The sequence below is a fragment of the Paenibacillus sp. Soil750 genome (assembly GCF_001428045.1).
GTDB classification, from domain to species: Bacteria; Bacillota; Bacilli; order Paenibacillales; family NBRC-103111; genus Paenibacillus_E; species Paenibacillus_E allorhizoplanae.
In genome coordinates, this window is record NZ_LMSD01000023.1 from 372,674 (window position 1) to 398,730 (window position 26,057).

Sequence of the window (26,057 nt, forward strand, 5' to 3'; positions counted from 1 at the left end):
GTTTACGGGATGACTTTACGTTTGCGGAAGTCGTTGAAGATGTTCATAAACATTGCTTCGGTATCGACGAATTCGTAAAAGCCTAAACGACGAGCCTTAGTTCCGTCGGCAAAAAAATCGTAATCCCATGCAAACACGAAATCGCCGAATAACCAAGAAGATACGTCTTTATAGGAATTTCGATCAAGCCCATGCTTCTCAACCATTTTGTTCCAAAGCTGCTCCTTGTCCGCCATGACAACGTCCAGAGACATCTGCAACGGAGGCGCTGTTTCCATACCAAAGTATTGAGCTATCTTCGGCCATAACTCATTCCAACGGAACAGATCACCGTTCGTAATGTTGAATGCCTGATTCGCACAGCGCTCGTCGGTCGCCGCCCATACTGTTGCCTTCGCGAGAAGCCCAGCATCCGTCATCTCCAAGAGGCTGTTGTAAGCTCCCGACTTACCTGGAAACCGCAAAGGTATTCCAAGTTCCTTCGAAATTGATGCGTAAATCGCTATGACCATTGCGAGGTTCATCGGATTTCCAAGCGAGAAGCCGCAGACTACAGAAGGACGGAGTGCAGACCAAGTCCAAGCCTTACCTTTTTGCCGTTGTTCTAAGAAATCTTGCTGATCAATATTGAACTCAGGAGGCATGTGGTTAGCGTCTGTCTCACGAGCAGGAGTTTTGAACGGGCCGAGATGTGCGCCGTATACCTTGTATCCCTGCATCAGACTGACATGTTTCAAGCCCGATGCGATTGGTTCGATCACTTCTACGATGTTCACTAACATGGCGAGGTTCGGTGGAACAAGTTCAGCCCAAGTTGGACGGTCTTGGTAAGCAGCATAAAAAATGTGCGTTACCCCAGTTAAATCGCTTAGCTTCTCGTGAAGATCGTCTATATTGAGTAGATCCGCAGCCACATATCGAACATGGTTGTTAGATTCTCCACCGCGACGCGATACGCCGATCACATCCCAATCAGGAAGAGTGATGAGGTGATCAATGAGGTTGCGACCGATAACACCATTCGCACCCACGACCAAGGCAACTTTGCGTGTTGTTGTAGATTCATTATTCATAGGGTTTCAGCTCCTTCTGTACTATTCTTTGTATAACATTATTTTGCATCAACTAACCATACATAGGAAGTACGCACTTTAAAGTGACATAAGTACTTTAAAGTAATCGAGGTATATTCAGACGAAAAGAAGTCGGTCAACTCGCTCTTTGCTTTCTTAATCATCATGGTAGATGGGTATACTCGGCGATAGCTTTCAAATGTAGTTTAGTTAACGGGGTTGAATTCTCAGCCGAGCTAAAAACAGGGGATCCCGCCAGTGTGATTTATCATCTAGCTGATGTCCAGTCATGATCATCAAATAAGTGAATAGTAAAGCAAGAAGCCGTATATCACGAGATATACGGCTTTTTATCAGAAAAATGTTATAATATGGATAGTGAAATTTGAGGAGGTTTAAAATGAAAAATACTTCCTATAATCCGTTTGATGACGAGTCGCTTCACCTTATTAAATAACAGCAAGAGGGGTATTCCAATTTAGGGAATTTGTGAGAACAAGAGTGAAGTACCTTCTAGCAGTATTGGTATGCATAATGCTTGGGATCGGTTCGAGGATGAATACTTCCTCGCTCCCCGATTTTGTGGTGAAAGTGAAACATTTCGGTGATGTTCTCTGGGCGGCTATGATTTATTTCGGCGTTCGTGCTTTACGCATTGGACCGTCTGCTAGAAGAGACAGAACAGGCCTAAGGGGTACGGTGAGTAAACTCTAATGCTTGAAGAAGTACCGTCTGCCGCTTATCCTTCATAAGGAGTGTGAAAAGTATGTTTCATGTAAAAGATATTTTATCTAATCAGTTGTTAGCAAATGCTAATGACCCTAGTTGGTACCTACCATTTTCCGATGCAGTTGATAATTTGTCAGAGGAAGTTGCGTTATGGAAACCTAGTGAAGATAGTAATAGTATCGCTGAAATTGTGCAGCATTTACTGTATTGGAATGAAACTTGGCAAACCAGGTACCAAAAATCTCATGTCAATGCTGTGCCTTCCATAGGAAATAATAATAGAAGTTTTATTTTTCCCGAAGATCAAAAATTCACTGAAATAAAAGAACGACTATTAGAGGTGCTTTTAAAATGGCAAGATCTACTTACTGAAGAAAAAGTCGAAAGTGATGTATTAGGTTTCCCAGAGGCTGCCTAGTGGTGGGAAATAATCGGTAACGTCTCAACTCATAATGCCTATCACATTGGTCAAATCTGTTATATTCGTAAGCTACAAAAGAGTTGGAAAGCAGATGCGAACTAAGAAAATTATCTAGAAGATTAAATAGTAGAGGAGCTTGCATCGCGGCAGCTCCTCTATTTGTTCATTCAAGTAAAGGGAGATTAGTGGAGTGAAATTGAAAAGTAGCTTTCCAATTTTGGCATATAGAAATAAGGACCGCTTCCACGCGACAGTAGCTCTTTGGCATTCGTATATTTATGTTATATTTAGAGGTGTTCATAGGGCTCAAGCTGAATAAAATTCAAATGTTTCATTCGGTTTATGACAGATAATACTTCATTAATTCTTGGTAATTCAAGCCATCTTTCGAACCCAGGAAAAAAGGAAGAAAATACGATATCTACGCCTTCTCTCTCCATATCTTCGAGGGCTTTTTCGAACTTTTCTTGAAGAAAAATGAGGCGGTCCTGATTACTTATAGCCATTTTTCGAATTAAAAAGGCAATAGCTGCAAGCTGGGCTTGTGATGTGATATTATAAAGCCCTCTGATATCAATTTGTTCATCGCCTATCATCATGTATCCCATGGTTGAAACCATCAGCTTTTCTGTACCACTGCCCTGGGGATAGCTCGAAAATTGATCGGAGGTTATTTTTCTTTCTATCTCCCATTTTGTAAGGGGGATACGTTCGCGTGGTTTGTCGTGTTCACATAATTTTTTTGCTTCCTGAGTTACGTTTATTGGCACAAAATTGTCCATCAGGATGATTTGATCGGCAACGGATAAAAACTCACCGCTACCTCCAATAACAAGAACGGAAGATACGTGGGCAGCCTCATAAAGCTCCCTGACACGCTCCGTAAAAGGTGTAATGGGTTCATGCTTGATTAAGGAACGCATTTTGATATCTTGAATCATAAAATTCGTTGCACTTCTGTCTTCATCAATAAGAAGAAGCTTACACCCGACGTTGATTGCCTCCATAATATTTGCGGCTTGAGATGTGGAACCTGAGGCGTAGTGAGTCGAAAACTGTTCAGCGGAACCATTGGGAATCCATTTGATGAAAGGTGTAATATTGATATTTGTTATGGAACGACCTTCCTCTGCAGAAATTTCCATTGCACTTTGATCAGTAATCACAAATTCACGCCCGTCGCCAATGCTGTGATTGTAAATTCCCGAATTTAGTGCGTCCAGCAATGTGCTTTTACCCGAATAACCACCGCCGGTGATGACCGTCACACCATGTTTTATTCCCATTCCTCGCAAACCATAAATGTCAATTTCAACATCTTCCGGGGATGTAAAAGGTAACGCACCCTCCAGTGGTCCGCTGTTGTCATTATTTCTTGGCAATATGCTGCCATTCGCAATAAACGCACAATATCTACTAGATTTCAGCCATTCGCGAATCCTATTTTGTTTTATTACCAATTCATAGGCAGCATTTAATTGGATGAGATCCCACTTGGCAATTAAATCCTCCACTTCTTTGGGAAGCATTTTGCATAGCATGCGCATAGCTTTATCATTATTCTTGAATGGAAGTTGAACGGTAATCATTAAGCATAGATACCATTTTTCGGAGATGACTTCGACAAAGGATGCATTCCGTTGCAACACCACATTGGTTGGACGAAAGCAATAAAAAGCACCATTTTCTTTATCAGAACGAGACCGGTTATAAATCAATTTATTTAATGCCTCAATATGATCAACCCATTCTCGTAATGCAAAATCTGAGAGAACAACTTGATCGATATTTTCATCTAAGCCGAGACGATCAAAAGGTATTTTTATGGTGATACATGGCTTATCCAGTGTGAGTTTATGTGTCCGTTCAATGTAATAGGCAACATCATTATTCCAATAGGTTGGGTCAGATATCGTCCCTCCATCTTCATAGTATGAACCTTCATAAATCATACTGTAAGATGACTGTCCGGATTGTAATGAGCGAAAATATTGAGCGAGTCTTTTAATAAAGCATCATCCTTTCATATTTGGAAAGCGGTGAATAACGGGAAACGATGCCTAAAAAAATAACAGCCACTTCGTAAGTGGCTGTCATAGACGGCAAGAAAGCTTAAACGTTTCTTCTGTCTAAATATAAAAGCCCTGTGAGTGAATTCTACCCTCAGGGACTAATGTATTCGTAAAAGAATAACTAAAAAGCAACATGAGGATAAGACGTATATTTTTTTGTTATCATTGTCCTCACCTCGTTACGATTTATTTTTGCGGCAACAGTATCGTAACATTAAGATCATCCACAATATAGGGAAAGATTAATTATAATTAACTCAAGCCCTGAAATAGAGGAGGGAGGATTGGTGTTTTGGATCGATGTGGTGGTTATTGTATTATAGAAAATAGAACGAGAGCTTCAACGGTTTTTTATAATACAAAATACAGGAGGATGAAATGGCCTGGAGCAAATTGAAACAACAACTGGAGAGTTTTCTCAGTCCTGCGCTAAATGGAAGGGTCGAATACCTTTCAACCAGCTACCGCTATTTACCAGATAAAGCAGGACTTTGCTATATTGCGGTTGATAAAAAGAAAGTACTCAATATGAGTGATACCTTAATCAGATGGTATCAGACGGAGTTGGAAATTAAGAATGATTCAGATATCCAGATTCCGATCAATAATGATGAAATTGAAGCGGTCAGAAAAGATACTAACGGGAGTGTTCCGGAGGATCGTTTAAAAGTAATAGCAAGAAGTAGAAAAATATCGGAATATGCAAAGGAGCTTTTGTCAGCACAATCAGCATTAAGTAAATCAAATTTTATCGTTATAGCTAATAAGTTTTTATCCATTTCAATAGAGGAAAGCATAGAGAGCAATGATATCTTATTGAATATTCTAGCTTTGGTTGACAGACGAGTTGGAAAAAAACGAATTCTAAACATGACCGAGAAGATGAAGTTAAAGCATCCAATTGTACAGTATTTTTTTGAACTACGACTTCGTACATTATGAAAATTTAAAAGTGAGCTGTCGAAGAATTGGTTTAATACTAATATTGGAGGTTTGTGAAGATGGAATTAAAGGTAGAACGTTTAGATTTTGAAATGGCTGATCTCTCTGGGTCGAGGTTTCAAAAGGTTAAAGCTGAGGAATTATATTTTGACAATGTTAATTTGACAAAGACACAAATTAATAATGCAAATATGAGAGGCATGGTATTAAATGATGTGAATATGTCTGATTTTAGAATTTCAAATGCTAATCTCACTGGCACAGAAATCAAAAATGCCAATTTTAGTCATGCTGTTCTTGACCATGTTCATTTAATTGGCACTGAATTTCGTAATGTTGTTCTCCCTATGGAGGGGGATGGTAATTACAATCCAAATGGCGATTACAAACCAACTAGCTTTGTAAATTGTGACTTATCTAATGGGCAACTAACAAACTGTAATTTAGCAAATCTGGATATTCGCGATTGTGATATATCTGGATTGAAGATTAACGGGGTGTTAGTAGAAGAATTAATAAAAAATAAATAATAAATAATGCATCATCAGCAATTTTTCCGCTAACGATGAATGTTTGTTCAATAAACACCAATGGGAGGCAGCCGGCATGATCGGCTGCCTCCATAAACTTCTACCTTGCGCTTTCCGCTTCCGCGGCATCTGAATCTGCTTGAGGTTCTAAGGCTGCAGGCTCAAGTGTTTCATCTAGCTTCTGAGCTGCCAGGATGGTTACAAGAATTGCTTCCGGATCTGTTAAGATTTCTACATCCTTGCCCGCTTCCAAGTCGGAAACATGCAATTTGTCGCCTATGCTCAGCTTGCTGATATCCACATCCAATGAACTCGGCAGCTTATTTGGCATACAGCGAATCAGGACCTCATGCATCTCAATCTGCAGCATACCGCCTTCTTTGGTGCCGAGGGGTTCTCCGCTGAAATGAACGGCCACAGCAGTATCAAGCTTCTCTTTCATATTGATTTGCAGAAAATCGATATGAATCAATTGTCCGCTTAAACAGTCCTTTTGAACTTGCTGAATCATCACGGGATGCTTTTTCTTGGAAGGCAGGGCGACTTCCAGAATCGCATGTGCATTGCTTTTAAGTGCGGCGCGGATTACTTTCTCCTCAACAGCTACATGCTCGCTTTTCATTCTGCTGCTGTATACGACTGCCGGAATTTTCCCTTGCTTTCTCATCTGTTTTAGTCTACAGGTACGGTCTAATAGTTGAATAGAATTACTCATTACGAACACCTCCTGAACGATTGCAATAGCGGCTAAAAGCCCTAGTATTACATACCCGATTCAGAGAAAGCTCAAACATTACTCAATATTCTTAACCCACAAGATAGACAGAATAACTCTCCAACTGTTAATGAGATGCTTGGATTTATGAGGAAATATCCTGCTGTGTTTGTTTATGGGTATGCAGTAACACCAAAACGTAGGGATTAGTAACATAAATTACATAAGCATTATATTAGCAAGCTTACACTATACCGGGTATTAAAAGAGCGAGAGGCGGCAACATATGCCGTCTTTTTACGTTGATCAAGAACGCCGAGAATCGAGAGCCTTCTGCGGATTGATTGCATAAGGTAAAGTTGTTACAACCCTGTCACTGACTTTAAGAACCATGTTCGCAATTATCCGGAGACTAGGGCTTGTTAGTTGTCCGATTAAAGAACACCTGAAAATTCGCAGAGAATAAAATGAAAGGGATATTTTCCTGAAAATGGGTAAGCATATAAAAATCAAGCTCATTTCATCTCAGAGGGGGATTCACGCATGATTCAAAAGAATTTGCCCTTTGCGCTCGTCATGATGACTTTAATGATGTCTGTCGGTCTAATGAATCACGTTCAAATGGTCCCTCTATTATTGGAAACGGTACAAAGGGACTCTTGGATCAGCATAGTAATATTGACTGCACCCATCTGCTTATTTATGATTCCGGTTTACTACATCTGTAAAAAAACGAGCGGACGTAACATTCAAGACTGGATCAAGATCAACTATGGCTTTATACCGTCCCTTTTATTTCGGAGTTTATGGATCATATATTTTATTTTTTTCGTCTTCGTCGCGGTTAAAGATACGGTCATGTGGACGCATGTCTCCTATTTACCACATACCCCCGTGCTTGTCATTGCCTTATTCTTATGTGGTTTATCCACGATTGTCAGCGTTTTTGGTGTACGCATGATTATGATTGCATGTGGCATTTTTTTGCCGACCGTATCTTTGCTCGGTTTCTACATTTCCTTTGCGAACATTCCGAATAAGGATTACTCCAGTATCTTTCCAGTCCTTGAAAACGGTTGGAGTCCTATTCTGAAAGGGCTGATTTATGTTGGAGGCGGATTGTCGGAGTTGGTCATCATCATATTTCTAAATCAGCAAGCTTCAAAAAAATCATTATTTTATTATATATTACTTGCTCTGCTGTTAGTCTTCCTGGCTTTTGGTCCGACTTTAGGCTCGATCAGTGAGTTTGGGCCTGTGGAGGCTGCCAAACAACGATATCCTTCTTTTGAAGAATGGCGACTTCTACGTATTGGACATTTTATTGAGCATATGGATTATTTGTCCATTTATCAGTGGGTCACCGGTGCATCCGTTCGAATTTCACTTGGCATCTGTCTAATTCTCGATCTTGCGAATTTGAATAAGCGGCGTACTCGAGCATTAGCTGCTTCATTGATTGGTGCAGGATTCATCCTGGCTAGCCTACTACATATCAGCGATTATGATTTTTTGTTTTTTTTACGGCATTGGTATTTTCCAGCGGTATTACTATTCCATTTGCTGATCGTCGTGATCCTGCTCGTTCTTATCGCTCTATGGAGGCAAAAGAATGTAACAAAGTAGTTTAAAAAGGTGGTACAACTATGCTGCAGTCAGACAAGATCACCATCGGTTCTTTAGAGGAGCACTCCATCAGGCGGCTGTTCAAAAACAGCCAAGATGTTCAAATCGATAACGTATTAATGAATTTTCGTCATTCAACGCATAGCGTGATTTTAATCTACTGCATCGGCATAGCCGATTCCAAGCAAATCAATAATTATGTCCTGCTTCATTTGGAGGGCATGATAGAGCTTCATCCGGACGAACAATCTCTTGAGTGCTTCGGTCCTTTACGATTGAAAAAGCTGAATGGGAATGACAACGTTGATACGCTGACAGCTGATGTTTTTACTGGAACCTTAATTATATATTTAGAAAAATCAAAAACCTTTTATTCTCTGGAAATCGCCAATGCTCCGAAACGCAATCCTGAGGAATCCGCATCAGAGGTCTCAGTAAAAGGGCCGCGTGACGGTTTTACCGAAGACTTGACAACCAACGTCGCCTTGGTTCGACGCAGAATTAAATCAGCCACATTGTGTGTTGAATATTTCACTGTCGGTAGAAGAAGTCAAACCAAGGTAGCATTATTGTATGTAAATGATATTGCAAATTCTGATTTGATCGAAGAAGCCAAAGAACGTCTTTGTAAAATTGATGTGGATGTGCTGCATAATAGCAGCCAATTGGAGGTCATGCTTGCTGATAGTCCGATTTCTTTATTTCCGTTAATCGATTATATCGGGCGTCCGGATTATGTGACTGAAAGCTTAATGGTCGGTCGGTTTGTTTTTTTAGCTGATGGCTCCCCTAACGCCATTATTGCTCCAGTCACGTTTACCGAGATTCTCAAAACACCGGAGGATCTCTATTTACCTTTTCAATTTGTTACCCTTGAAAGACTCCTTAGAATACTTGGATTTATTATAGGTACACTATTGCCGGGCTTCTGGGTCGCATTATCCGCCTTCAATATCGACCAGCTCCCTTTCTCCCTGGTGGCTTCAGCAAAAGTAAACAGGGCTGGTCTTCCTATGCCGTCCACACTCGAAGCGTTTCTAGTGGTTAGTATTTTTGAAGTGTTTCGGGAAGCAGGCGTTCGTTTGCCCAAATCGGTCGGTCAGACGGTTGCCGTTGTCGGCGGGCTTATCATTGGTGACATGTCTGTAAAAGCCGGTCTTACCTCGCCAATCATGATCGTGGTCGTATCGATATCTACCGTTGCATCTTTTATGCTGATCAACCAAAATTTAAATGGGACTGCGACCATTTTTAGATTTTATGTTCTTCTCATGTCCTGCTTTTTTGGCATATTTGGGTTCATCCTTTCCGTTATCTGCATTGTCTTTTATATGTCCGGCTTGGAATCCTTCGGCATCCCTTACTTGACTCCAATGTCTCCACCGCTTTGGAAGGAATTGATACCTGCTTTAGTGAGAAAACCACTATCTCAAATGAAAAAGAGACCAGGTTCTCTGCACCCAAAAGATGCCACCCGTCAAGGAGATGACGCTTCTTGAACTTCGGACGTATCGTTGTATTGATTCTAAGCTGCAGCCTGCTCCTCACCGGTTGTTGGGATCGAAGAGAGCTTCAAGATACCGTGTTCGTAGCTGCAATTGGCGTTGATTATAAAGACGGACAATATCTCGTATCTTCCCAACTTATTAATTTCAGTAACGTTGCCAAGCGTGGGACGGGAAAAAATGCTGGAGAGAGCACATGGATAGGTACAGCATCCGGTAGTAACCCGTTTGTCGCTTTTCAAAATTTAAATCAAATGACATCCCAGCAGCAGTTATATTTAGGACAGGTGACAGCTCTTGTCTTAACCAGCCGGGCGCTTGAGCAAGATGTAGGGGACATCCTAGAAGCGTTATACCGTTATCGGGAGCTTCGTTATACTGTCTGGTTATTTGGGACCGAAGAGCCCATCACGCCATTGTTTGGTTCAGATGCTCTACTTGGGCTCTCGCCTGAGCTGACGGTCATCCACAATCCTAGACCTGCTGCCGCCAAAGTAGCACGGACTCGGCCAGTTTCTGTGAGACAATTCCTTAAGGCCTATAGAGAGCCCGGGGAAACGGCGTTTATTCCCTCTCTATCGTTACATAACAATTGGGAGACTAAAGAAAAACCGATGCCCGTAGCCTATATCGATGGACTCTATGCTTTTTATCAAAAAAAGTATAAAAAGAAATTTCTGCTTTCCGATGTCGAAGGAATTCGTTGGATGAACAAACCTTCAGATGAGGTCCTGCTGCAGGTAAATGGACAGCAATTTCAAGTGACGTGTATGGTGAGAAGTAGTCATCGGAGCGTAAAGTGGACTTATGCGAAAGGACAGCTTCAATATATTCTGGACTTAAAAATAAAAGCCAGTATGGAAATGGGGAATGGTCAGTTCTCCAAAGAAGAGCTGAGGGCGGCTGTGGACAAAACGATACGCAATGAAATCATGGAAACCTTTCAACTGGGTCGAAAATCCAACACCGACTTGCTGAATTTGGGTAAGGAAATGTTTAAATATGATCTTCGCCAATGGCGAGAAATTTACCATTCACCTAATGTCAAACCTGCCTTGAAGGTGAATCTCCATTTGTTCCTAGAGAATTCGGGAACTTATAAGGCGGGATAATAAAGTAAATCTACTGAAAAACACAAAAAAGCATTCCAGTTTGACTACGTCAGCAGGGAATGCTTTTTACAAATGAATAAGATCAGGCAGATATTTGAATGTTCGTTTTGCGTCTGCGTGTTACTTTGACAACTAAATAAGTACCATAAAGCAAGTAGCAGATATTCAGTACAGCAACAACAAAAACTTCGTTATCAGTTGTTGTTGAGTTTGTCAGTTGGGCGAGTGCATCGAACATAAAATGAAAAATGATTAAGGGGAGAATGCGAGCTGTCATTTCAATCAGCAATGCTAAAATGAGTCCGATAAGAAACGCGTTTATTATCTGAAGTAAAATTGACAACCAGTCCCTGCCATTTAGGGCATTGGCCATGTGTAGGATACCAAAAAAGATGGAAGAAAACAGGATGTAAAACAGGGGACCTTTTTCCCTCAACTTGACCCAAATTATCCCTCGGAAGATTGACTCTTCGGTATACCCGACTAAAAGTGAAAAAAGGACAATTAAGACAACCTTACCTAAGGACAGTTCGCTATTTAATCCACCAATCACAGGCTGAACTAGGACAATGATACCGAGCGGAATATAGTACAGCGCTGCTTTAGTGTCCCTTCCTGTCAGCCGCTTGAAGCCATAGATGGACATCGTGCTGTCCTTCTTTAGCATATACATTGTAATAGCGATAGCCATGACGAAGAATGCACACCCTTGGGCGATCAACATGCCTGTATCACCCAAGCCTTGAACGGTTGCTACAGCTGATGCTACAGAAATCAATAAGGTTAGCACAATGCCGAGGAAGAGCGAGAATAGAACTGGCCGACCCTTGGAAGGTTGGTCAGATTTAAGGCGCATGCCATACACCTCTCTTTCATCAAAATGTAAACAAATCTCATTATATCGATATTTGGATAAAAAAGGAATATTTAATTTGAAGTGAGAGGACAATAAGGATGAAGAATAGTATAAACATATTTCTTAGCGATCTGTCTCGTTATGTGGAACTTCAAAAAGAGGAATTTTCAAGCCTGAATTGTCCAGGTGTAATGTTCTCGAATTTTTTAAATACTTTGAAAAATTGCCGTGGGTTTTCATAACCAGCTTGCTCTGCAATCGTGTTGATCGGCCATTCCGGATTCTCATGCATAATTTGTTTTGCTTTGTTAATTCGAAAGGTATGCAAGTAATGAAGGAAGGTCAGTCCCATCTCTTTCCGGAACAACATACTGATGTAATTAGGGTGCATTTGCACATGATCGGCAACCGCATCGAGCGATAAATCCAACTTGTAATTTTGTTCCACGAAAGCGACGATTTTATCAATTGTATGAATGTTCGGTTGGTGGTGGTTGGAGATGCGAATATATTGAATAAGCTGCGCAATGATCTCCGAGATATGGATATCTGTATGTAACGTGTTGTTCGATAAAAAAAGCTTGGATGCTGCATATTCACCCCAGATGGCTTCAGGCGTTAAGCCAACACTTTGCAAGTAAACACTAACACAGATAAGAAACTGCTCGCGAAGCTTGATATTACTTACAGTATTGCCCGGAAAATGAGGAAGTATGGATTGTACATCCTTCTCGATCTGCTCTATTGTAAGCTGTTCGTCAATTGAACGTTCAATGTATTGTACAAGTTTATCAAAGTTTTGATGTATGTATGCTGACTCCGGTTTATAGAGGGTTATGGTGCTGGAGGAAAAGTATCGATTGAATAACATCGCAGCCATAGCCTCAATATACAGATCACGTATATGCTCAATATCATTCTTCCGTATGCTAACCCCAATGCAAAATCCGCTGCCTTGCTTTCTCTCGGTACCGAATAACTCGCCACATGCAAGCTGTAGATCTTCATTGGTGGGGAGGTGCACACTATTCGTAATTATGATACTTTGCTGCAAGAAGCGAGATTGGAATGTGTACAATTTCTGAAAAATACGTGCTAGATGGGTACCCTTACTTGAGAGGCTTTCGGTTGTCAAAAGCGGTATATGATTGGTTGCTTGGATCACAATTATCGTAGTATAAGGATGGGGAAACAGAGATTGCAACTGTTCAGGTTTAAACGGCAAGTCATCAAATTGCGTATTGAAAAGGATATGTTCTTTGAGCAGAAGTAGGTCATACTCGATGATTTGCTTTTGTTCATCCTGAATGCTTCTCCCGATTCGCTCTAGTACGTTTATTAGTTCTTCCTTATTAATCGGTTTCAACAAATAGTCGATGACTTGATAGCGAAGCGCTTGTCTGGCATAAGCGAAATCTCCATAGCCAGTCAAGATAACGAACTTATTGCAAAGGTTCAAAGATTGTATTTCCTTTATCAGAGTGAGTCCATCCATTTCAGGCATATGAATATCCGTAAGAATCAAGTCAGGTTGAAAAGTCGCTAGTTTATGCATGGCATCAACGCCGTCATTAGCACCGATGATCTCGATAAATGGAGTATGCGCTTTCTCAATCATACGGATAATACCATTTAAGATGATAGGTTCATCATCGACTACCATCAGCTTCATGATGTTACCCCCTTAGCTAACTTGAGTAAACATATCGTCCCTTCATGAAGCTTACTCTCTATTTGAATACCGGAACGATCGCCAAAAAACATTTTCACACGTTCATTTACATTCATAATTCCGAGACCTCCGCCACTTTTCTGCAAACGATGGACATCCATGGTGCCGTTTAACACGCCTTGGAGGAGTATAAGGCGTTCTTCCTCAATCCCAATACCCGTATCAACAACGCTAATGAACATGAAAGCAGAATCCTCCCAAATCCGGATCGAAAGTGATCCTTGTTTTCTTACATTCGCAATCCCGTGAACAATACTATTTTCAATGATCGGCTGAAGCATATAGTGGGGACATTGAAAATTATCGATAGCTGCATCGATCTCAAACGTTACTTTCAGGCGGTCAGCCAATCTAATTTGCTGAATTTTAATATAGTCTTTGACATTGTCCACTTCTTCTCGGAGCGAAGTCTCATTTTTCGTTCCAGATAGACTGTAGCGGAATAGCTTGCCTAGCGTATAGGACATCTCAGCTGCTTCGGGGTCATCGTTGGCTTCTGCGATCATGCGAATCGATTCGAGTGTATTGTATAGAAAATGAGGCTTGATTTGTGCTTGCATCATGAGATAGGCCGATTCTTTTCGCAGCATTTCCGAACGATGGACGGTATTAACCAACTCATCCATGCGCTTGATCATCGCATTATAAGAGGAAGTCAGATGTCCGACTTCGTCTTTATTGATTTCCCCGCGATAGATAGGGAAATGGTTTTCGTCAACTTGCCGCATATGCTTGGAAAGCTTCAGAATGCGCTTCGTTATCGAACTGGCGATCAGATAGTAGATGCCGGAAAGAAGCAGTAATAGGAGAGCTACAATCAATACGAGAATATACTTATTTTTTTTGATCCCAATAAAGACGGTGTCTACTTGCTCCATCATTACAAACTGCAGTTTCAAGCTGTCAGAATAAAAGGATTCAATCAGCATTTTATTTCCATTAAACGTGTGATACGCGTATTTAGCATTAGGTTGGAAGGCTTGGTCCAATAAGGCCATCTCTGAATCTTTGGATAAGGGAATTTTTTCAATATGAGAAATAACCTGATTATCCTGATCGAGGACATAAAAATTACTTTTGCTGTTTAAATTAAGCGATTCCAATAAAGGTTTTATGAAATTAGAAGTCACCTTGATATCGAGAAGTCCGATGTCTTGCTCAAAATTCCGATTTCCAATTTTATGAAAATAATGAAGATTGATGTCTTGATTGGAGCCACTCGTAAACGTTATCCATTTACCTATACCTAGCGGAAGCTTCTTAATGCTCTCATCCAACTTGAATTCGTCCATTCTTGCCATTTCGGGTCGGAAAACCATACCGTTTTGCTGCTCCATGTAGATCGTCATCCCATCAATCATTTGATTAGATGACAAAATATAAGAAAACAAAGGTCTGATGTAAGTCAAAAAATTGGAAACTTGTTCAAAATCGCTCCGGTAGTTCCCGCTTAAATAGGCAATCGTGTTCGAATTATTTTGGAATAACTGATACGCAGATTCGATCTGTACCGTACTTACATTGACGTTATTAAGGACTTGATTCACAATTTTTTGTCTGCCTTGCGCGTATTCCTCGAGAAAGCTATTATAGTTCTGGTTATAAAGGAACAGACCGAATGAAATAATCGGAATAAAGATGATGAAGATGTAGCCTATTGCCATTTTTTTTACAATCGACAAGTTCTGATAGCTGAAAGCAGGCTTCAATTTCACGGATCACACCACCTTATAAACGGACACTACCTGCTTAAAAATGATCACTATAATTATGAGACATATTTCGTTATTATTGGATTTGTAAGCGCTTAATACAAGCGAATAGTCACTGCATCGAGGGGGAGTACCATGAGTATAGCACTTAAAATGGTAAAGAAAAACTGGCAACTCTATCTGATTATTCTGCCGTCACTTGTTTATTTGATCATTTTTAAATACATACCGATGGTTGGCGTACAAATCGCGTTTAAAAACTTTATGGTCACGAAAGGAATATGGGGAAGTGATTGGATCGGTTTCAAGCATTTTGTGGACTTTTTCCATCTACCCATTTTTTGGAGGGTGATCAAAAATACGGCTCTCCTCAGCCTTTACTCACTTCTCGTTGGCTTTCCGGCACCAATCATACTTGCACTTGCATTGAATGAACTAAAAAACGGGATTTTTAAAAGGACTGTACAGTTAGTCACATTCGCTCCTTATTTTATTTCTACGGTTATCATGGTTTCGATCATTATGCTGTTCCTTTCTCCTCAGTTAGGCTTCGTTCATCTATTAGCAGATAAGTTCGGATTTCCAGCGGAGAATATCATGTCAAAGCCGGCGTATTTCAAAACCGTTTATGTCCTTTCCGACGTCTGGCAGTTTACAGGATATGCCTCGGTCATTTACATTGCCGCTCTGGCAGGGGTAGACCCGCATTTGTATGAGGCGGCAAAAGTAGACGGTGCATCACGGTTTCAACGGATGATAAATATCGACTTACCCAGCCTCATGCCAACGGCGGTTATCTTACTTATTCTGAATGCTGGTCAAATCATGAACGTTGGATTCGAAAAGGTGTACTTGATGCAAAATGCAATTAATGTTGGAGCGTCCGAGGTCATATCTACGTATGTTTACAAAATGGGCTTGGTCGGAGCGAACTTCAGTTTCTCTGCAGCTGTCGGACTTTTTAATTCGGTTGTCAATTTATTACTGCTCATTGTGGTCAACTATGTGGCAAGGAAAAATTCAGAGACAAGCTTGTGGTAGGAGGTAAATGAGATGGTGAATTCCGAGCAAACCGTGCTGCTCAAGGCGAGAAAGGCACCTACACGCATTCTTGAAAATAGTGTCGACAGAATGTATTTGTTCTTTGTCTATATATTTCTGATTATTTGCTTAATCATTGTGGCATACCCGCTCATTTATATCGTTAGTTCATCGTTCAGCTCCTCGTCAGCTGTGATCTCAGGCAAGGTGTGGTTGTTCCCAGTTGAGCCAACCCTTCGAGGGTACAAAGCCGTATTTCAGAATCCGCAAATCCTGACGGGCTACGGGAATTCTTTGTTCTATCTATTCTTCGGGACACTGCTTAGCGTGATGTTGACGATAACAGCGGCATACCCGCTTTCGCGCAAAAATTTTTATGGACGCAACGTCATCACCGCACTGTTTATTTTTACAATGCTGTTCAACGGAGGATTAATTCCCTACTATTTAACTGTTAAAGGAATGGGGTTGCTCGACACGAGATGGGCAATGATTATTCCAGGCGCCATTTCGGTATGGCAGGTCATTCTTGCAAGGACGTTTTTTCAAACCTCAATTCCTTCGGAATTAACGGAGGCAGCACATTTAGATGGATGCAGCGATTTTAAGTTTCTACTCCGCATTGTCATCCCGTTGTCTAAACCGATCATTGCCGTTCTCGTGCTTATGTATGCGATTGGTTATTGGAACTCTTATTTTGAAGCATTAATTTTCTTGAAATCGGCTAAATTGTATCCGTTGCAGCTTATTTTACGAAATATTCTGATCTTGAACTCCATTGATCCAACGATGATTAAGGATGTCAAAGAACTTGCGGATCGGCAAGGGTTAAAAGAACTTCTTAAATATTCACTGATCGTCGTGGCGAGCGCGCCTGTTCTCATGTTATATCCGTTTGTACAAAAGCATTTTGTAAAAGGACTTTTGATTGGTTCACTGAAAGGTTGACATCAGGTACACAATGAGGGGAGGGATGCCGGGAAATTGTTAAGGTTGTGTCCACATGGAAATTGAATAGCTATGAAAAACAAGGAGGGTTTACGCATGGTAAATAAAGGAACCAGAAAAACTTGGTTATCGGCGGTCCTGATTTTATTTATAACATTGCCTGTAGTGGGCTGCACGTCCAATGATGATCCACAAGGTAGTGCTAGTCCAACAGGGGCTGCAAGCTCTGATGGCGGAAAAGACGTTAGTACAACTGGCTTTCCGATTGCAAAAAATAAAATTACAATGAGTGCCTTCGCGCCTCAATCTGCGAATATTGCCGATTTGAATACGAATTGGTTCACCAAATATTTGGAAGGTAAGACGAATATTCATTTGAACTGGCAGCTAGTGCCTGGAGAAACAGCGGCATTGAATGAGAAAAAGCAGTTGTTGCTAGCAAGTGGTGACTATCCCGATATTTTCATGCAAGGTAATCTAACGAAAGAGGAGCAGCTGTTATACGGTCAACAAGGCGTCCTTCTCCCTTTAAACAAGTTGATTGATCAATACGCGCCGAATATTAAGAAAGCGTTCACAGATATTCCGTACTTACAGAAGGCGATTACAGCACCTGACGGCAACATTTATGCGATACCATCCGTGAATGAGTGCTACCACTGTCAGTTTTCTGCCAAAATGTGGGTGAATACGAAATGGCTGCAAAAACTGGGCCTTAACGCACCGAAGACGACCGACGATTTCTATAACATGTTAAAAGCGTTTAAGGAAAAGGATCCGAATGGGAATGGCAAAGCAGACGAAATTGCGTTCACGGGCTCACCAACGGGTTGGCATACGGATATTGAGACATTCGTCATGAATGCGTTCGTATATTTCAATGCGGACAACAATTATTTCATGATGAACGGAGGCAAGCTGGCAACCTCGGTCGACCAACCAGGCTTCAAAAAAGGTTTGCAATTCTTAAACAAACTGTATGCGGAAGGTTTGATTGATAAGGAAGCCTTTACGCAGAAATCGGATGCGCTTTCCCAAAAAGGGAATAGTCCTGGTGTTGCGATAGCTGGTGCGATTCCTGCAGGCTGGTTCGGCGAATTCACAGATGCCTCACCAACGGCAACGCGCCACAAAGACTATGATCCAATTGCGCCACTTACGGGTCCAGATGGTGCGTCGTTCGCAGCTCACTACATTGGCATTGGAAACTCGGTGTTTGCCGTGACGAATAAAAATAAAAATCCGGAAGCCGCAATTCGTCTAGCCGATTATCTCTATTCGGATGAGGGCACGACATTGTCCAACTTCGGGGAAGAAGGCCGAAACTGGGTGAAAGCGGATGCGAATGATAAGAACACACGCGGAACCGCTGCTAAGTTCAAGGTGAAAGAAACGACTTATGGTGTAGGTCAGGTGCAGAACGACCATTGGAATCAAATGGGACCAGGACTTCGTTCCTCCGAATATCGAGAAACTGCCTATGCAGCAAGCCAAGACATCTATACGATGGATGGTTTGGAAACCCGTCTTTACAAGGCTACCAAAGAATTGTATGAGGGACACCAACCGAAAGAAGAGTTCCCGACGGATATTTTCTTAACGAACGATCAGGCTAATCAAGTGAAGCAATTGAAGCCGATTATTACGGATTACGTCAAGCAGTCTATGCTGCAGTTCATCATGGGAGCCAAAAGCATTGACAAAGATTGGGATGCTTATGTGAAGGGTCTTAAAGATTCCGGCATGGATCAATTCATCAAAATCTATCAGGATGCTTACGATAAAGTGTATAAAAAGTGATGTCAGATAACGATTCGCCAAAATGGAGGGAAAACATGAACAAGCGTTGGGAACGAACAGATTGGTTCCGAGAAGCAAGGTTCGGCATGTTTATTCACTGGGGATTGTATGCAATCCCCGCTAGGGGGGAGTGGGTCCGAAGTGTCGAGAAACTGAGTAATGAGGCGTACGAACCGTACTTCCGAGAGTTTCGACCGGACCGCTATGACCCGCGAGCTTGGGCAAGGGCAGCGAAAGCGGCGGGGCAGCAATATGCTGTCTTAACGACGAAGCATCATGATGGCTTCTGTTTATTTGACAGCGAATTTACGGACTACAAAGCGACGAACACACCTGCGCAGCGAGATTTGATCAAGGAATATGTAGAAGCCTTTCGCGATGAAGGATTGAAGGTCGGCTTTTATTATTCACTGATTGATTGGCATCACGATGATTATCCGGCGTATGGGGATCGCATTCATCCGATGAGAGACAATGAAGCTTATGCAAACCGGTCCATCCAATTCGAGCGTTATGTGGATTTTTTGCATGCACAAGTGAAAGAGTTACTTACAAATTATGGTAAAATAGATATCATGTGGTTCGATTTCTCCTACGATGATATGACAGGTGAGAAGTGGAGGGCAACGGAGCTGGTTAACCTGATTCGCTCGCTGCAACCAGACATTATTATTGACAATCGGCTCGGTGGAGATATTAAAAAGTCAGAACCGGAAGTATACGCCGGCGACTTTTATTCTCCTGAGCAAATCGTTCCTCCCGGCGGGATTGTTGACGAAAACGGATTAAATGTACCCTGGGAGGCCTGTATTACACTCAACGACAATTGGGGCTATCATGCGAAGGATTTTGCCTACAAATCACCGAAACAGGTCGTTCGAGCTTTAGTCGAATGCATCAGTAAGAACGGCAATATGCTTCTAAATGTCGGACCAGATGCAAGAGGAGAAATTCCAACGGAATCCACTCGAATTTTGACCTCGGTTGGTGAATGGATGCGGCGTAATGGGGAAAGTATTTATGGCTGCGGAGCTTCTTCACTACCGAAGCCTGAATGGGGACGCTATACACAGAACGGGAATATGCTATATGCCCACGTATTTGATCGAGGTATCGGACCGATTTATTTCCAGGGGCTTAAGGGGAAAATCAAGAAGGCGAGGCTCCTCGCAGACGGTTCAGAACTAAAGGTTTCTATACCATGGATGGCAGAACATTATTCGGATACTGAAAGCGGGGCATTCATTCATTTGACCGGCGCCGAACTACCAGACGATATGGATACGGTGATCGCGCTGGAAATCGAATAAGAGGCAGAGGTGAATAAGCGTTGAAAATCGGTCTTAGCACATATAGCTTACTGGGTGCATTAAAAACAGGGGAAATGACAGTCCTAGACGTCATACAGTGGATTTCAGATCATGGCGGCGAACATATGGAAATCGTCCCCTACGGTTTTACACTGATTGACCAGCCCGAGCTAACAGCCGCAGTCCGATCTAAAGCTAAGGAAGTTGGCATTGAACTATCCAATTATTCGATGCCGGCTAACTTTGTCCAGGAGTCGGAAGAGGCATTCGAAGCAGAGATAGTAAGAGTCAAGCAGCATGTTGATTTGGTGAATAGGCTAGGTATGACACATATGCGGCATGATGTAACAGCTTTTACCTTACCGACTGACAAGATGACGATTCAATGGTTCGAAGCGAATTTACACGCGATGGTAAGAGGAAGTCGTCTCATTGCCGATTATGCGGCGCAGTACGGGATCACCACGACCATTGAAAACCACGGCTTCAGCGTACAGGCAAGTGATCGTGTACAACGCGTTCTAACGGAGGTTAATCGCCCTAACTTTAAGACGACACTGGATATCGGCAATTTCATGTGTGTAGATGAGCAGCCGCTTATCGGTGTGCGTAAAAATTTGCCCTATGCTTCACTGATCCATGTAAAGGATTTTTACTTCAGACCGTACGATGAGCATCCCGGCGAAGGTGCTTGGTTTACAACCGCGAATGGCAACTATTTAAGAGGCGCGATCGTCGGTCAAGGAGATATCGACATGCGTCGAATCATGAAGCTCATTAAGGATTCAGGATACAACGGTTATCTTACCATTGAATTTGAAGGTATGGAGGAATGCAGGGCAGCTTCGAAGATCGCGATGGACAATGCAAGGCGGTTGTGGCATGAGGTATAGAGAGGTACGAAACTACATATGACGAATGCAGCATTGCTAGTGGAAGAATGGCGTGGACAATTAGTGGAATGCGAATTTTGGGGACATGTGGTTGGGATCGACCTGCAGGGTAATATCCGATATCAGGTAGGCGATCCCCATCATGTTACGTATTTACGATCGGCGGCAAAGCCTTTCCAAGCGATTCCCTTTTTTCGCAGACAGCTTCATACGAAATATGATCTAACCTTGGAGGAACAGGCTATTCTAACAGCCTCGCATCGAGGTCAGTCGTTTCATGTGAATACTTTAGAAAGGTTGCTCATTAAGCTTGGTTTGCATGAAAAGCTATTGGTTTGCGGGGCATCCTTTCCTCTGCATACGGCAAGCCATTATCGAATGCTTCATGATGGTCATCTGGAAAGGAAGCTCTATCATAACTGTTCAGGGAAGCACATAGGCATGCTTGCCGTATGTCAGGCAGAAGAATACGCGCTTCATGGATATGAAAAGGATGACCATCCGCTGCAGCAGGAGATTCGAGCGATCATAGGCGAAATGGCAGGCCTTCAGGGCGATCGCATACAGCTTGGTATAGACGGCTGCGGACTTCCTGTCTATGCGATGCCCTTGTACCATGCGGCGCAAGCGTTTCTTAAGCTCGCACATCCCGAACTGATTGAGGATTCAGCCACTTCCGCTGCTGTGCGCGACTTGACCGCAGCCATGAATGGCTGTCCGGATTGGGTATCTGGAACAGGGCTCATCTGTCCAGCGTTGTTGTATGATGCTAATATTGTTGCGAAAGGTGGAGCAAAAGGCATCTACTGTTTTGCTCTGAAGCGAGAGAGATTGGCTTTTGCTTTAAAGGTTGCAGATGGAAGTGAAGAAAAGTGGGCGTATGTCGTGGCTGCCATTCTTACTCAAATTGGATATCAGGATGAGACTACAATTGCGCGTCTCCGTATGTTGTGTCCAGATGAAATACGCAATAGCTTAGGGTCTGTAGTTGGTCAGTATCGAATCGGATTTCAACTGGAGAGAACAGCCTCATGTCCCCCTATTTAGTTCTTCGCAACATTTTCTGATTGGATAAACCTTAGACCCTCAGCCCATTGCTGCGGGTCTCTTTTTTTACTGCTCAACTAAAGGGCAGAATAGTCCCAATATATGGTATATTTTATTTAATAACATTTTTTCTACAATAGACCTGTGCGAAGAAAATTTAGATTTCCACTTGATCCTTACGTAACGTAATGATTTATAGTGAACGTAAGAGCAGGACGAACCACGAGCCTACTGCCAAAAAAACGAACAACTAAATTCGAAATCGGAGGAGAAGCAAACATGAGAAAACTTGTATTGTTCATGCATGTGTCGATGGACGGGTATGCGTCAGATTCGAACGGAGGACTAGATTGGATTCCGTACAACGAGGAATTAGAGAAATACGCCGAGGAGGTCGTAGCTGAAGTCGGCTCTCCCGTATACGGACGCACGACGTATCGGATGATGGAGAGCTACTGGCCCACGGTGCTGGACGATCCGAATGCGTCGAGGCACGGGATGGAGCATGCCAAATGGCTGCAGGATGTTAAGAAGATCGTCATTTCCGGCTCAATGGACATTGTGGAATGGAACAATACGATGTTGATCAAGGACAATATCGCAGAGGAAATCAAGGCGCTCAAGGAGCAGCCTGGCAAAAATCTCGTTATCTTCGGTAGTCCGGGGGCGGCGAAGACGTTGCTTGAGCTCGGCCTGATCGACGAATTCCTACTGACGATTTGTCCGGTCATCTTGGGCGGCGGAAAATCGGCATTCCACCGCGACGGTGAGAAAATCAGGCTCAAGCTGCTGTCCAGCCGAACGCTCAAGTCGGGCATTATCGCGGCCCGCTATGAGTTGGAGAAATAGTCGTGCCGTACAAGGTGTTCTACTAACGGATAATTATAGCTGATTAGATATTAGGAGAAGGCAGTCGGCAGTAATAGTCACTTATTTTTTGATTTCATAGCAATGATAGAGTTGGGTAATAATGGGCTGAATCCTTAGTCATTCTGCTAAAGGAAAAAATTAGTTAAATAGCGGACATGGGGTGTAGATACCGCTGTTCTTCTCATTCTCTAGCTACTTACCTGAAAACGAACAAAAAAGACGCTCTTGTTACCAGCGCCTTTTTTGTTCGTTTTCAGGCAGGAATTTATAATTTCGACAAGAGAATTGAAACAAGTATTCCTAAAATTGAAATCCATACGAAAACTGATTTAAATATACTTTTGACAATCGAGTCCTGACTTTTTAAATCATTACCATGGTTTTCATGCATGGCTAAATCGATATTTCCAATTGAATTAGAAGAACCTTTAGAACCTACGCCTTTAAAAAGTAAAGTTAATATAAGCAGAATTATAGAACTCATAAAAAGATAATCAGAGATTTGTTTCACTTTATTAACCACCGCCTTATTAACAATATTAGCATATTTTAACATAGGTGTTAAGTAATTTGTAACTTTATCGTATATCCATTGTAAAATCCCGATAGCCCAGGGGTTGCCTTGAAGCAGCTCCTTTCTGGCTTATTTAAGTTATGGGCAGATAAACTGAGTAAAGAATTAGTAAAGGAGTGAAAGCGACTCCTGGAATAGTTCAAGCGGTTGCAAGCTCCATTTTCAACATTAAGACTCAAATTTATGGATGGTTCAAGATTCAATTACAAGATGGAACTTATAAATGGGTTAAATCGTATCCTCTATTTGAATCTGAGAGTGGTCCATTAATGCAATCTGACTTAGATAACGAAAAGATCACACTGCGAACCGCCACCCGTTATTTCGACATCGACGGTGACGCAAGCATTAGTCTACAAAATTGGCTACAGCCGGGAACATATGTAGCTGACAAAATAAATGAAGGCTGGGCACGTATCCAAACCCCATTCGGTTGGAAAGTGGTCAACCTTGATAGAGCACCATTTGAAAGACCTCAGGGTATTACATTAACACAAGAAAAAGTAAAATTAACCTCAGAAACAAAAACCTACTATTTCCCACTGACAGGAGAAGTTTTCCATAAAGCAGGAACCTTCAATGATCAGGAAGTCCTATCTTTTGAAAAGTGGATTTCACCAGAGGGGGTCAATTGGTATCATATTTCAACTTACAGTGGGATCGTTTGGGTACCAGATAAACCGTTTTCCTAAATGAATTCATTTCACGCGGAATGTTTCTAGCATTGCATTTTTACGATTTTCTACTCCTTTAGCATTATCTACATGCTGAGAATCCTTGATCTGACAAGGTTTCTCGGCATTTTTTACGTGCGGAAGTGAAAAAAACAAGTGTATGGAAATCATGTTATTTACGGATGTAGAAAGCGCTTTTATTATAAAATGGAACACGCAAGCTATAAAGGGAGGAACGAAAATGACAAAGAAGCTGATTAGCGCAGTAGCGGGAATCGCCATGATGACTTCCGTTCTGGCTGCCTGCAGCGGGAATGCAGGCGTCAAGAATGAGACAAGTCCAACCCAGACATCAAGCACACCAGCAGGCACACCAGCTGCGGCAACCAAGCAGTATGGCGATACGGGAGGTTTGAAGCTACCCCTCGTCAATGAACCAACTACGGTAACCTGGATGCTGCCGAGTAATTCCACCAATATTAAAGAAGATAAGTTGGTTGTCCAGGAAATTTTAAAGCGAACAGGCATCAAAGTAGAATTTCAGACATATTCACCTCAAACGTATCAGGATAAGCTGAAAGTCATCGTTGCGTCAGGGAAGCTGCCGGACATTTTCGACGGGTTGAAGCCGGCAGAGTTAAAGAAGATCGGGAAGCAAAAAGGGGTAGTCGCGATTAACGACTATGCAGATATGCTGCCGAATTTCAAAAAGCTGTACCTGGAAGAAAACAGCTGGGTTGTGAAATCCTACGGCGATGAAAACGGAAAGCTCTACACATGGCCCATCTATAATTTGAACCGGGACGTCAATCATGGCTTTATGTATCGAAAGGATATTTTCGACAAGCTCGGTGTTAAAGAGTGGACGAATACAGACGAGTTTTATCAAGCGCTCAAAAAACTGAAGGAAGCGTATCCGAACTCGTACCCTTACGCGTCTAAAGGACTTGTCAATATTTTTAAAGACTGGTCCTATGGTTGGGGGCTCGGCAGCGAGAGCTATCCGGCTTACTACGATGAGAAGGATAAAACCTGGAAGTACGCCAGCATTCAGCCAGAACATAAAGAAATGCTCGACTTCATGAAGAAGCTTTACAATGAAGGGCTGATCGATCCTGAATTTTTGACGGATACGCAGGATTCTTGGACAACGAAGATGACAACGGACAAATCCTTCGTGACATGGGATTGGATCGGCAGATTGGATTTGTTCTATAACCAAATTAAATCGAAGAATGCTGACTACAATCTGCGGTATGCGAATCCGATTGGACCGACGGGTAACGTCAGAACGCTGCCGAAGGTATCCGATTTCAGCGTGACGGTGGCGAATAACAAGAACAAAGAAACGGCTTTGAAGCTGCTGGATTATTTGACCAGCCCTTCAGGCAGTGAATTGATGACGGTGGGTGTGGAAGGGGTTAACTTCGAATGGGGTAAAGACGGCATTCCTGTGTACCCGGAATTAAAGGATCTGCCGCTCGTGGATATCAGTGTGCTGGAGGACCGCTACGCGATGTGGCTTGAAAGCGCGTATCTCCGGCCGGACCGCCGCAGCGTGTACTACAAATTCTCAGAGAAAGAACAAGAGGCTCAGGATAAAATTCTCAAAGGAAATAAACGGGAAGCGGCTGATCCGATTCTGAATTTCACCGATGCCGAGATTTCCACGCTGGCTGAGCTGCAAACGACGCTGCAGAAAGCAGCCGAAGAGTTTAACGCCAAGTATGTTTTGGATAAAAAGTACGGCAGCGAGCAATGGGAAGAATGGAAGAAAAACATTGTCAAAAAAGGTCTGGATGCCTATATGAAAGTCTATAACGATGCGCAGAAGCGGTATGACGCAGCTAAATAAGACGAAACACGGATAACCGG

At 42.3% G+C, this 26,057-nt stretch carries 22 protein-coding genes and 1 pseudogene; 16 read left to right on the forward strand and 7 right to left on the reverse strand.

What is annotated here, in order from left to right; genetic code table 11:
* Positions 1–2 precede the first annotated feature (2 nt).
* Positions 3–1,073: an SDR family oxidoreductase gene (locus tag ASL11_RS21670; protein WP_056619526.1), complete on the reverse strand. Its 1,071-nt coding sequence runs from the start codon at positions 1,071–1,073 to the stop codon at positions 3–5.
* A 555-nt stretch (positions 1,074–1,628) separates the two neighbouring features.
* On the opposite strand from ASL11_RS21670, the gene ASL11_RS36630 reads away from it, so the two are divergent.
* A complete protein-coding gene (locus tag ASL11_RS36630; RefSeq protein WP_157257008.1) occupies positions 1,629–1,787 on the forward strand; it encodes a hypothetical protein in 159 nt (52 codons plus the stop codon).
* 52 nt (positions 1,788–1,839) lie between these two features.
* A pseudogene (locus ASL11_RS21675) lies at positions 1,840–2,325 on the forward strand (DinB family protein).
* A gap of 185 nt (positions 2,326–2,510) precedes the next feature.
* On the opposite strand, the gene ASL11_RS21680 reads toward ASL11_RS21675, so the two are convergent.
* Complete coding sequence (locus ASL11_RS21680) at positions 2,511–4,175, reverse strand: P-loop domain-containing protein (protein WP_056619529.1); 1,665 nt, start codon at positions 4,173–4,175, stop codon at positions 2,511–2,513.
* A 498-nt stretch (positions 4,176–4,673) separates the two neighbouring features.
* Here ASL11_RS21680 and ASL11_RS21685 point away from each other — a divergent pair, with 498 nt between their 5' ends.
* Together ASL11_RS21685 and ASL11_RS21690 are read left to right on the forward strand one after the other, a co-directional pair.
* Positions 4,674–5,237, forward strand: a complete 564-nt coding sequence (locus tag ASL11_RS21685) for an SF0329 family protein (protein WP_056619531.1) — start codon at positions 4,674–4,676, stop codon at positions 5,235–5,237.
* A gap of 59 nt (positions 5,238–5,296) precedes the next feature.
* Positions 5,297–5,767: a pentapeptide repeat-containing protein gene (locus ASL11_RS21690; RefSeq protein ID WP_056619535.1), complete on the forward strand. Its 471-nt coding sequence runs from the start codon at positions 5,297–5,299 to the stop codon at positions 5,765–5,767.
* Between the two features lie 100 nt (positions 5,768–5,867).
* On the opposite strand, the gene ASL11_RS21695 is transcribed toward ASL11_RS21690, so the two are convergent.
* On the reverse strand, positions 5,868–6,482 hold the full coding sequence (locus ASL11_RS21695) for a 50S ribosomal protein L25 (RefSeq protein WP_056619538.1): 615 nt from the start codon (positions 6,480–6,482) through the stop codon (positions 5,868–5,870).
* Between the two features lie 543 nt (positions 6,483–7,025).
* Here ASL11_RS21695 and ASL11_RS21700 point away from each other — a divergent pair.
* The 3 genes from ASL11_RS21700 to ASL11_RS21710 are packed head-to-tail and all read left to right on the forward strand — an operon-like array spanning position 7,026 to position 10,725.
* Positions 7,026–8,108 (forward strand): endospore germination permease, encoded by a 1,083-nt coding sequence (locus tag ASL11_RS21700; RefSeq protein ID WP_056619542.1) that lies wholly within the window; start codon positions 7,026–7,028, stop codon positions 8,106–8,108.
* Positions 8,109–8,128: 20 nt separating this feature from the next.
* Positions 8,129–9,607: a spore germination protein gene (locus ASL11_RS21705; protein WP_056619547.1), complete on the forward strand. Its 1,479-nt coding sequence runs from the start codon at positions 8,129–8,131 to the stop codon at positions 9,605–9,607.
* On the forward strand, positions 9,604–10,725 hold the full coding sequence (locus ASL11_RS21710) for a Ger(x)C family spore germination protein (RefSeq protein ID WP_056619552.1): 1,122 nt from the start codon (positions 9,604–9,606) through the stop codon (positions 10,723–10,725). Before ASL11_RS21705 ends, ASL11_RS21710 begins: the two co-directional genes overlap by 4 nt.
* An 82-nt stretch (positions 10,726–10,807) precedes the next feature.
* On the opposite strand, the gene ASL11_RS21715 is transcribed toward ASL11_RS21710, so the two are convergent.
* The 3 genes from ASL11_RS21715 to ASL11_RS21725 form a co-directional block, all read right to left on the reverse strand.
* Positions 10,808–11,581 carry a CPBP family intramembrane glutamic endopeptidase gene (locus ASL11_RS21715; RefSeq protein ID WP_056619554.1) on the reverse strand — a complete coding sequence of 258 codons (774 nt, stop codon included), beginning with the start codon at positions 11,579–11,581 and terminating at the stop codon, positions 10,808–10,810.
* 151 nt (positions 11,582–11,732) lie between these two features.
* Positions 11,733–13,253, reverse strand: coding sequence for a response regulator (locus ASL11_RS21720; protein WP_056619558.1), 1,521 nt, complete (start codon positions 13,251–13,253; stop codon positions 11,733–11,735).
* Positions 13,250–15,028: a sensor histidine kinase gene (locus ASL11_RS21725; RefSeq protein ID WP_056619561.1), complete on the reverse strand. Its 1,779-nt coding sequence runs from the start codon at positions 15,026–15,028 to the stop codon at positions 13,250–13,252. Before ASL11_RS21725 ends, ASL11_RS21720 begins: the two co-directional genes overlap by 4 nt.
* Positions 15,029–15,160: 132 nt before the next feature.
* On the opposite strand from ASL11_RS21725, the gene ASL11_RS21730 reads away from it, so the two are divergent.
* From ASL11_RS21730 to ASL11_RS21760, 7 genes are all read left to right on the forward strand, one after another.
* Complete coding sequence (locus ASL11_RS21730; protein ID WP_056619564.1) at positions 15,161–16,066, forward strand: ABC transporter permease; 906 nt, start codon at positions 15,161–15,163, stop codon at positions 16,064–16,066.
* Between the two features lie 12 nt (positions 16,067–16,078).
* Positions 16,079–17,014: a carbohydrate ABC transporter permease gene (locus ASL11_RS21735; protein WP_056619567.1), complete on the forward strand. Its 936-nt coding sequence runs from the start codon at positions 16,079–16,081 to the stop codon at positions 17,012–17,014.
* Between the two features lie 96 nt (positions 17,015–17,110).
* Positions 17,111–18,814 carry an ABC transporter substrate-binding protein gene (locus ASL11_RS21740; protein ID WP_056619570.1) on the forward strand — a complete coding sequence of 568 codons (1,704 nt, stop codon included), beginning with the start codon at positions 17,111–17,113 and terminating at the stop codon, positions 18,812–18,814.
* A 35-nt stretch (positions 18,815–18,849) separates the two neighbouring features.
* A complete protein-coding gene (locus tag ASL11_RS21745) occupies positions 18,850–20,124 on the forward strand; it encodes an alpha-L-fucosidase (RefSeq protein ID WP_056619573.1) in 1,275 nt (424 codons plus the stop codon).
* A 20-nt stretch (positions 20,125–20,144) separates the two neighbouring features.
* The gene (locus ASL11_RS21750) at positions 20,145–21,017 is read left to right on the forward strand and encodes a sugar phosphate isomerase/epimerase family protein (protein WP_056619576.1); all 873 of its coding nucleotides are present in this window, start codon (positions 20,145–20,147) and stop codon (positions 21,015–21,017) included.
* A gap of 18 nt (positions 21,018–21,035) precedes the next feature.
* Positions 21,036–22,064, forward strand: a complete 1,029-nt coding sequence (locus tag ASL11_RS21755; RefSeq protein ID WP_056619578.1) for an asparaginase — start codon at positions 21,036–21,038, stop codon at positions 22,062–22,064.
* Between the two features lie 279 nt (positions 22,065–22,343).
* Positions 22,344–22,913 carry a dihydrofolate reductase family protein gene (locus tag ASL11_RS21760; protein ID WP_056619581.1) on the forward strand — a complete coding sequence of 190 codons (570 nt, stop codon included), beginning with the start codon at positions 22,344–22,346 and terminating at the stop codon, positions 22,911–22,913.
* Positions 22,914–23,199: 286 nt separating this feature from the next.
* Here the strand turns inward: ASL11_RS21760 and ASL11_RS21765 are convergent, their stop codons facing one another.
* Positions 23,200–23,445 carry a hypothetical protein gene (locus ASL11_RS21765; RefSeq protein WP_157257009.1) on the reverse strand — a complete coding sequence of 82 codons (246 nt, stop codon included), beginning with the start codon at positions 23,443–23,445 and terminating at the stop codon, positions 23,200–23,202.
* Between the two features lie 179 nt (positions 23,446–23,624).
* On the opposite strand from ASL11_RS21765, the gene ASL11_RS21770 reads away from it, so the two are divergent.
* Positions 23,625–24,200 (forward strand): hypothetical protein, encoded by a 576-nt coding sequence (locus tag ASL11_RS21770; RefSeq protein ID WP_056619585.1) that lies wholly within the window; start codon positions 23,625–23,627, stop codon positions 24,198–24,200.
* A gap of 223 nt (positions 24,201–24,423) precedes the next feature.
* Entirely contained in the window at positions 24,424–26,037 is a 1,614-nt protein-coding gene (locus ASL11_RS21775) for an extracellular solute-binding protein (protein ID WP_056619589.1), read from the forward strand.
* The last annotated feature ends 20 nt before the right edge of the window (positions 26,038–26,057 follow it).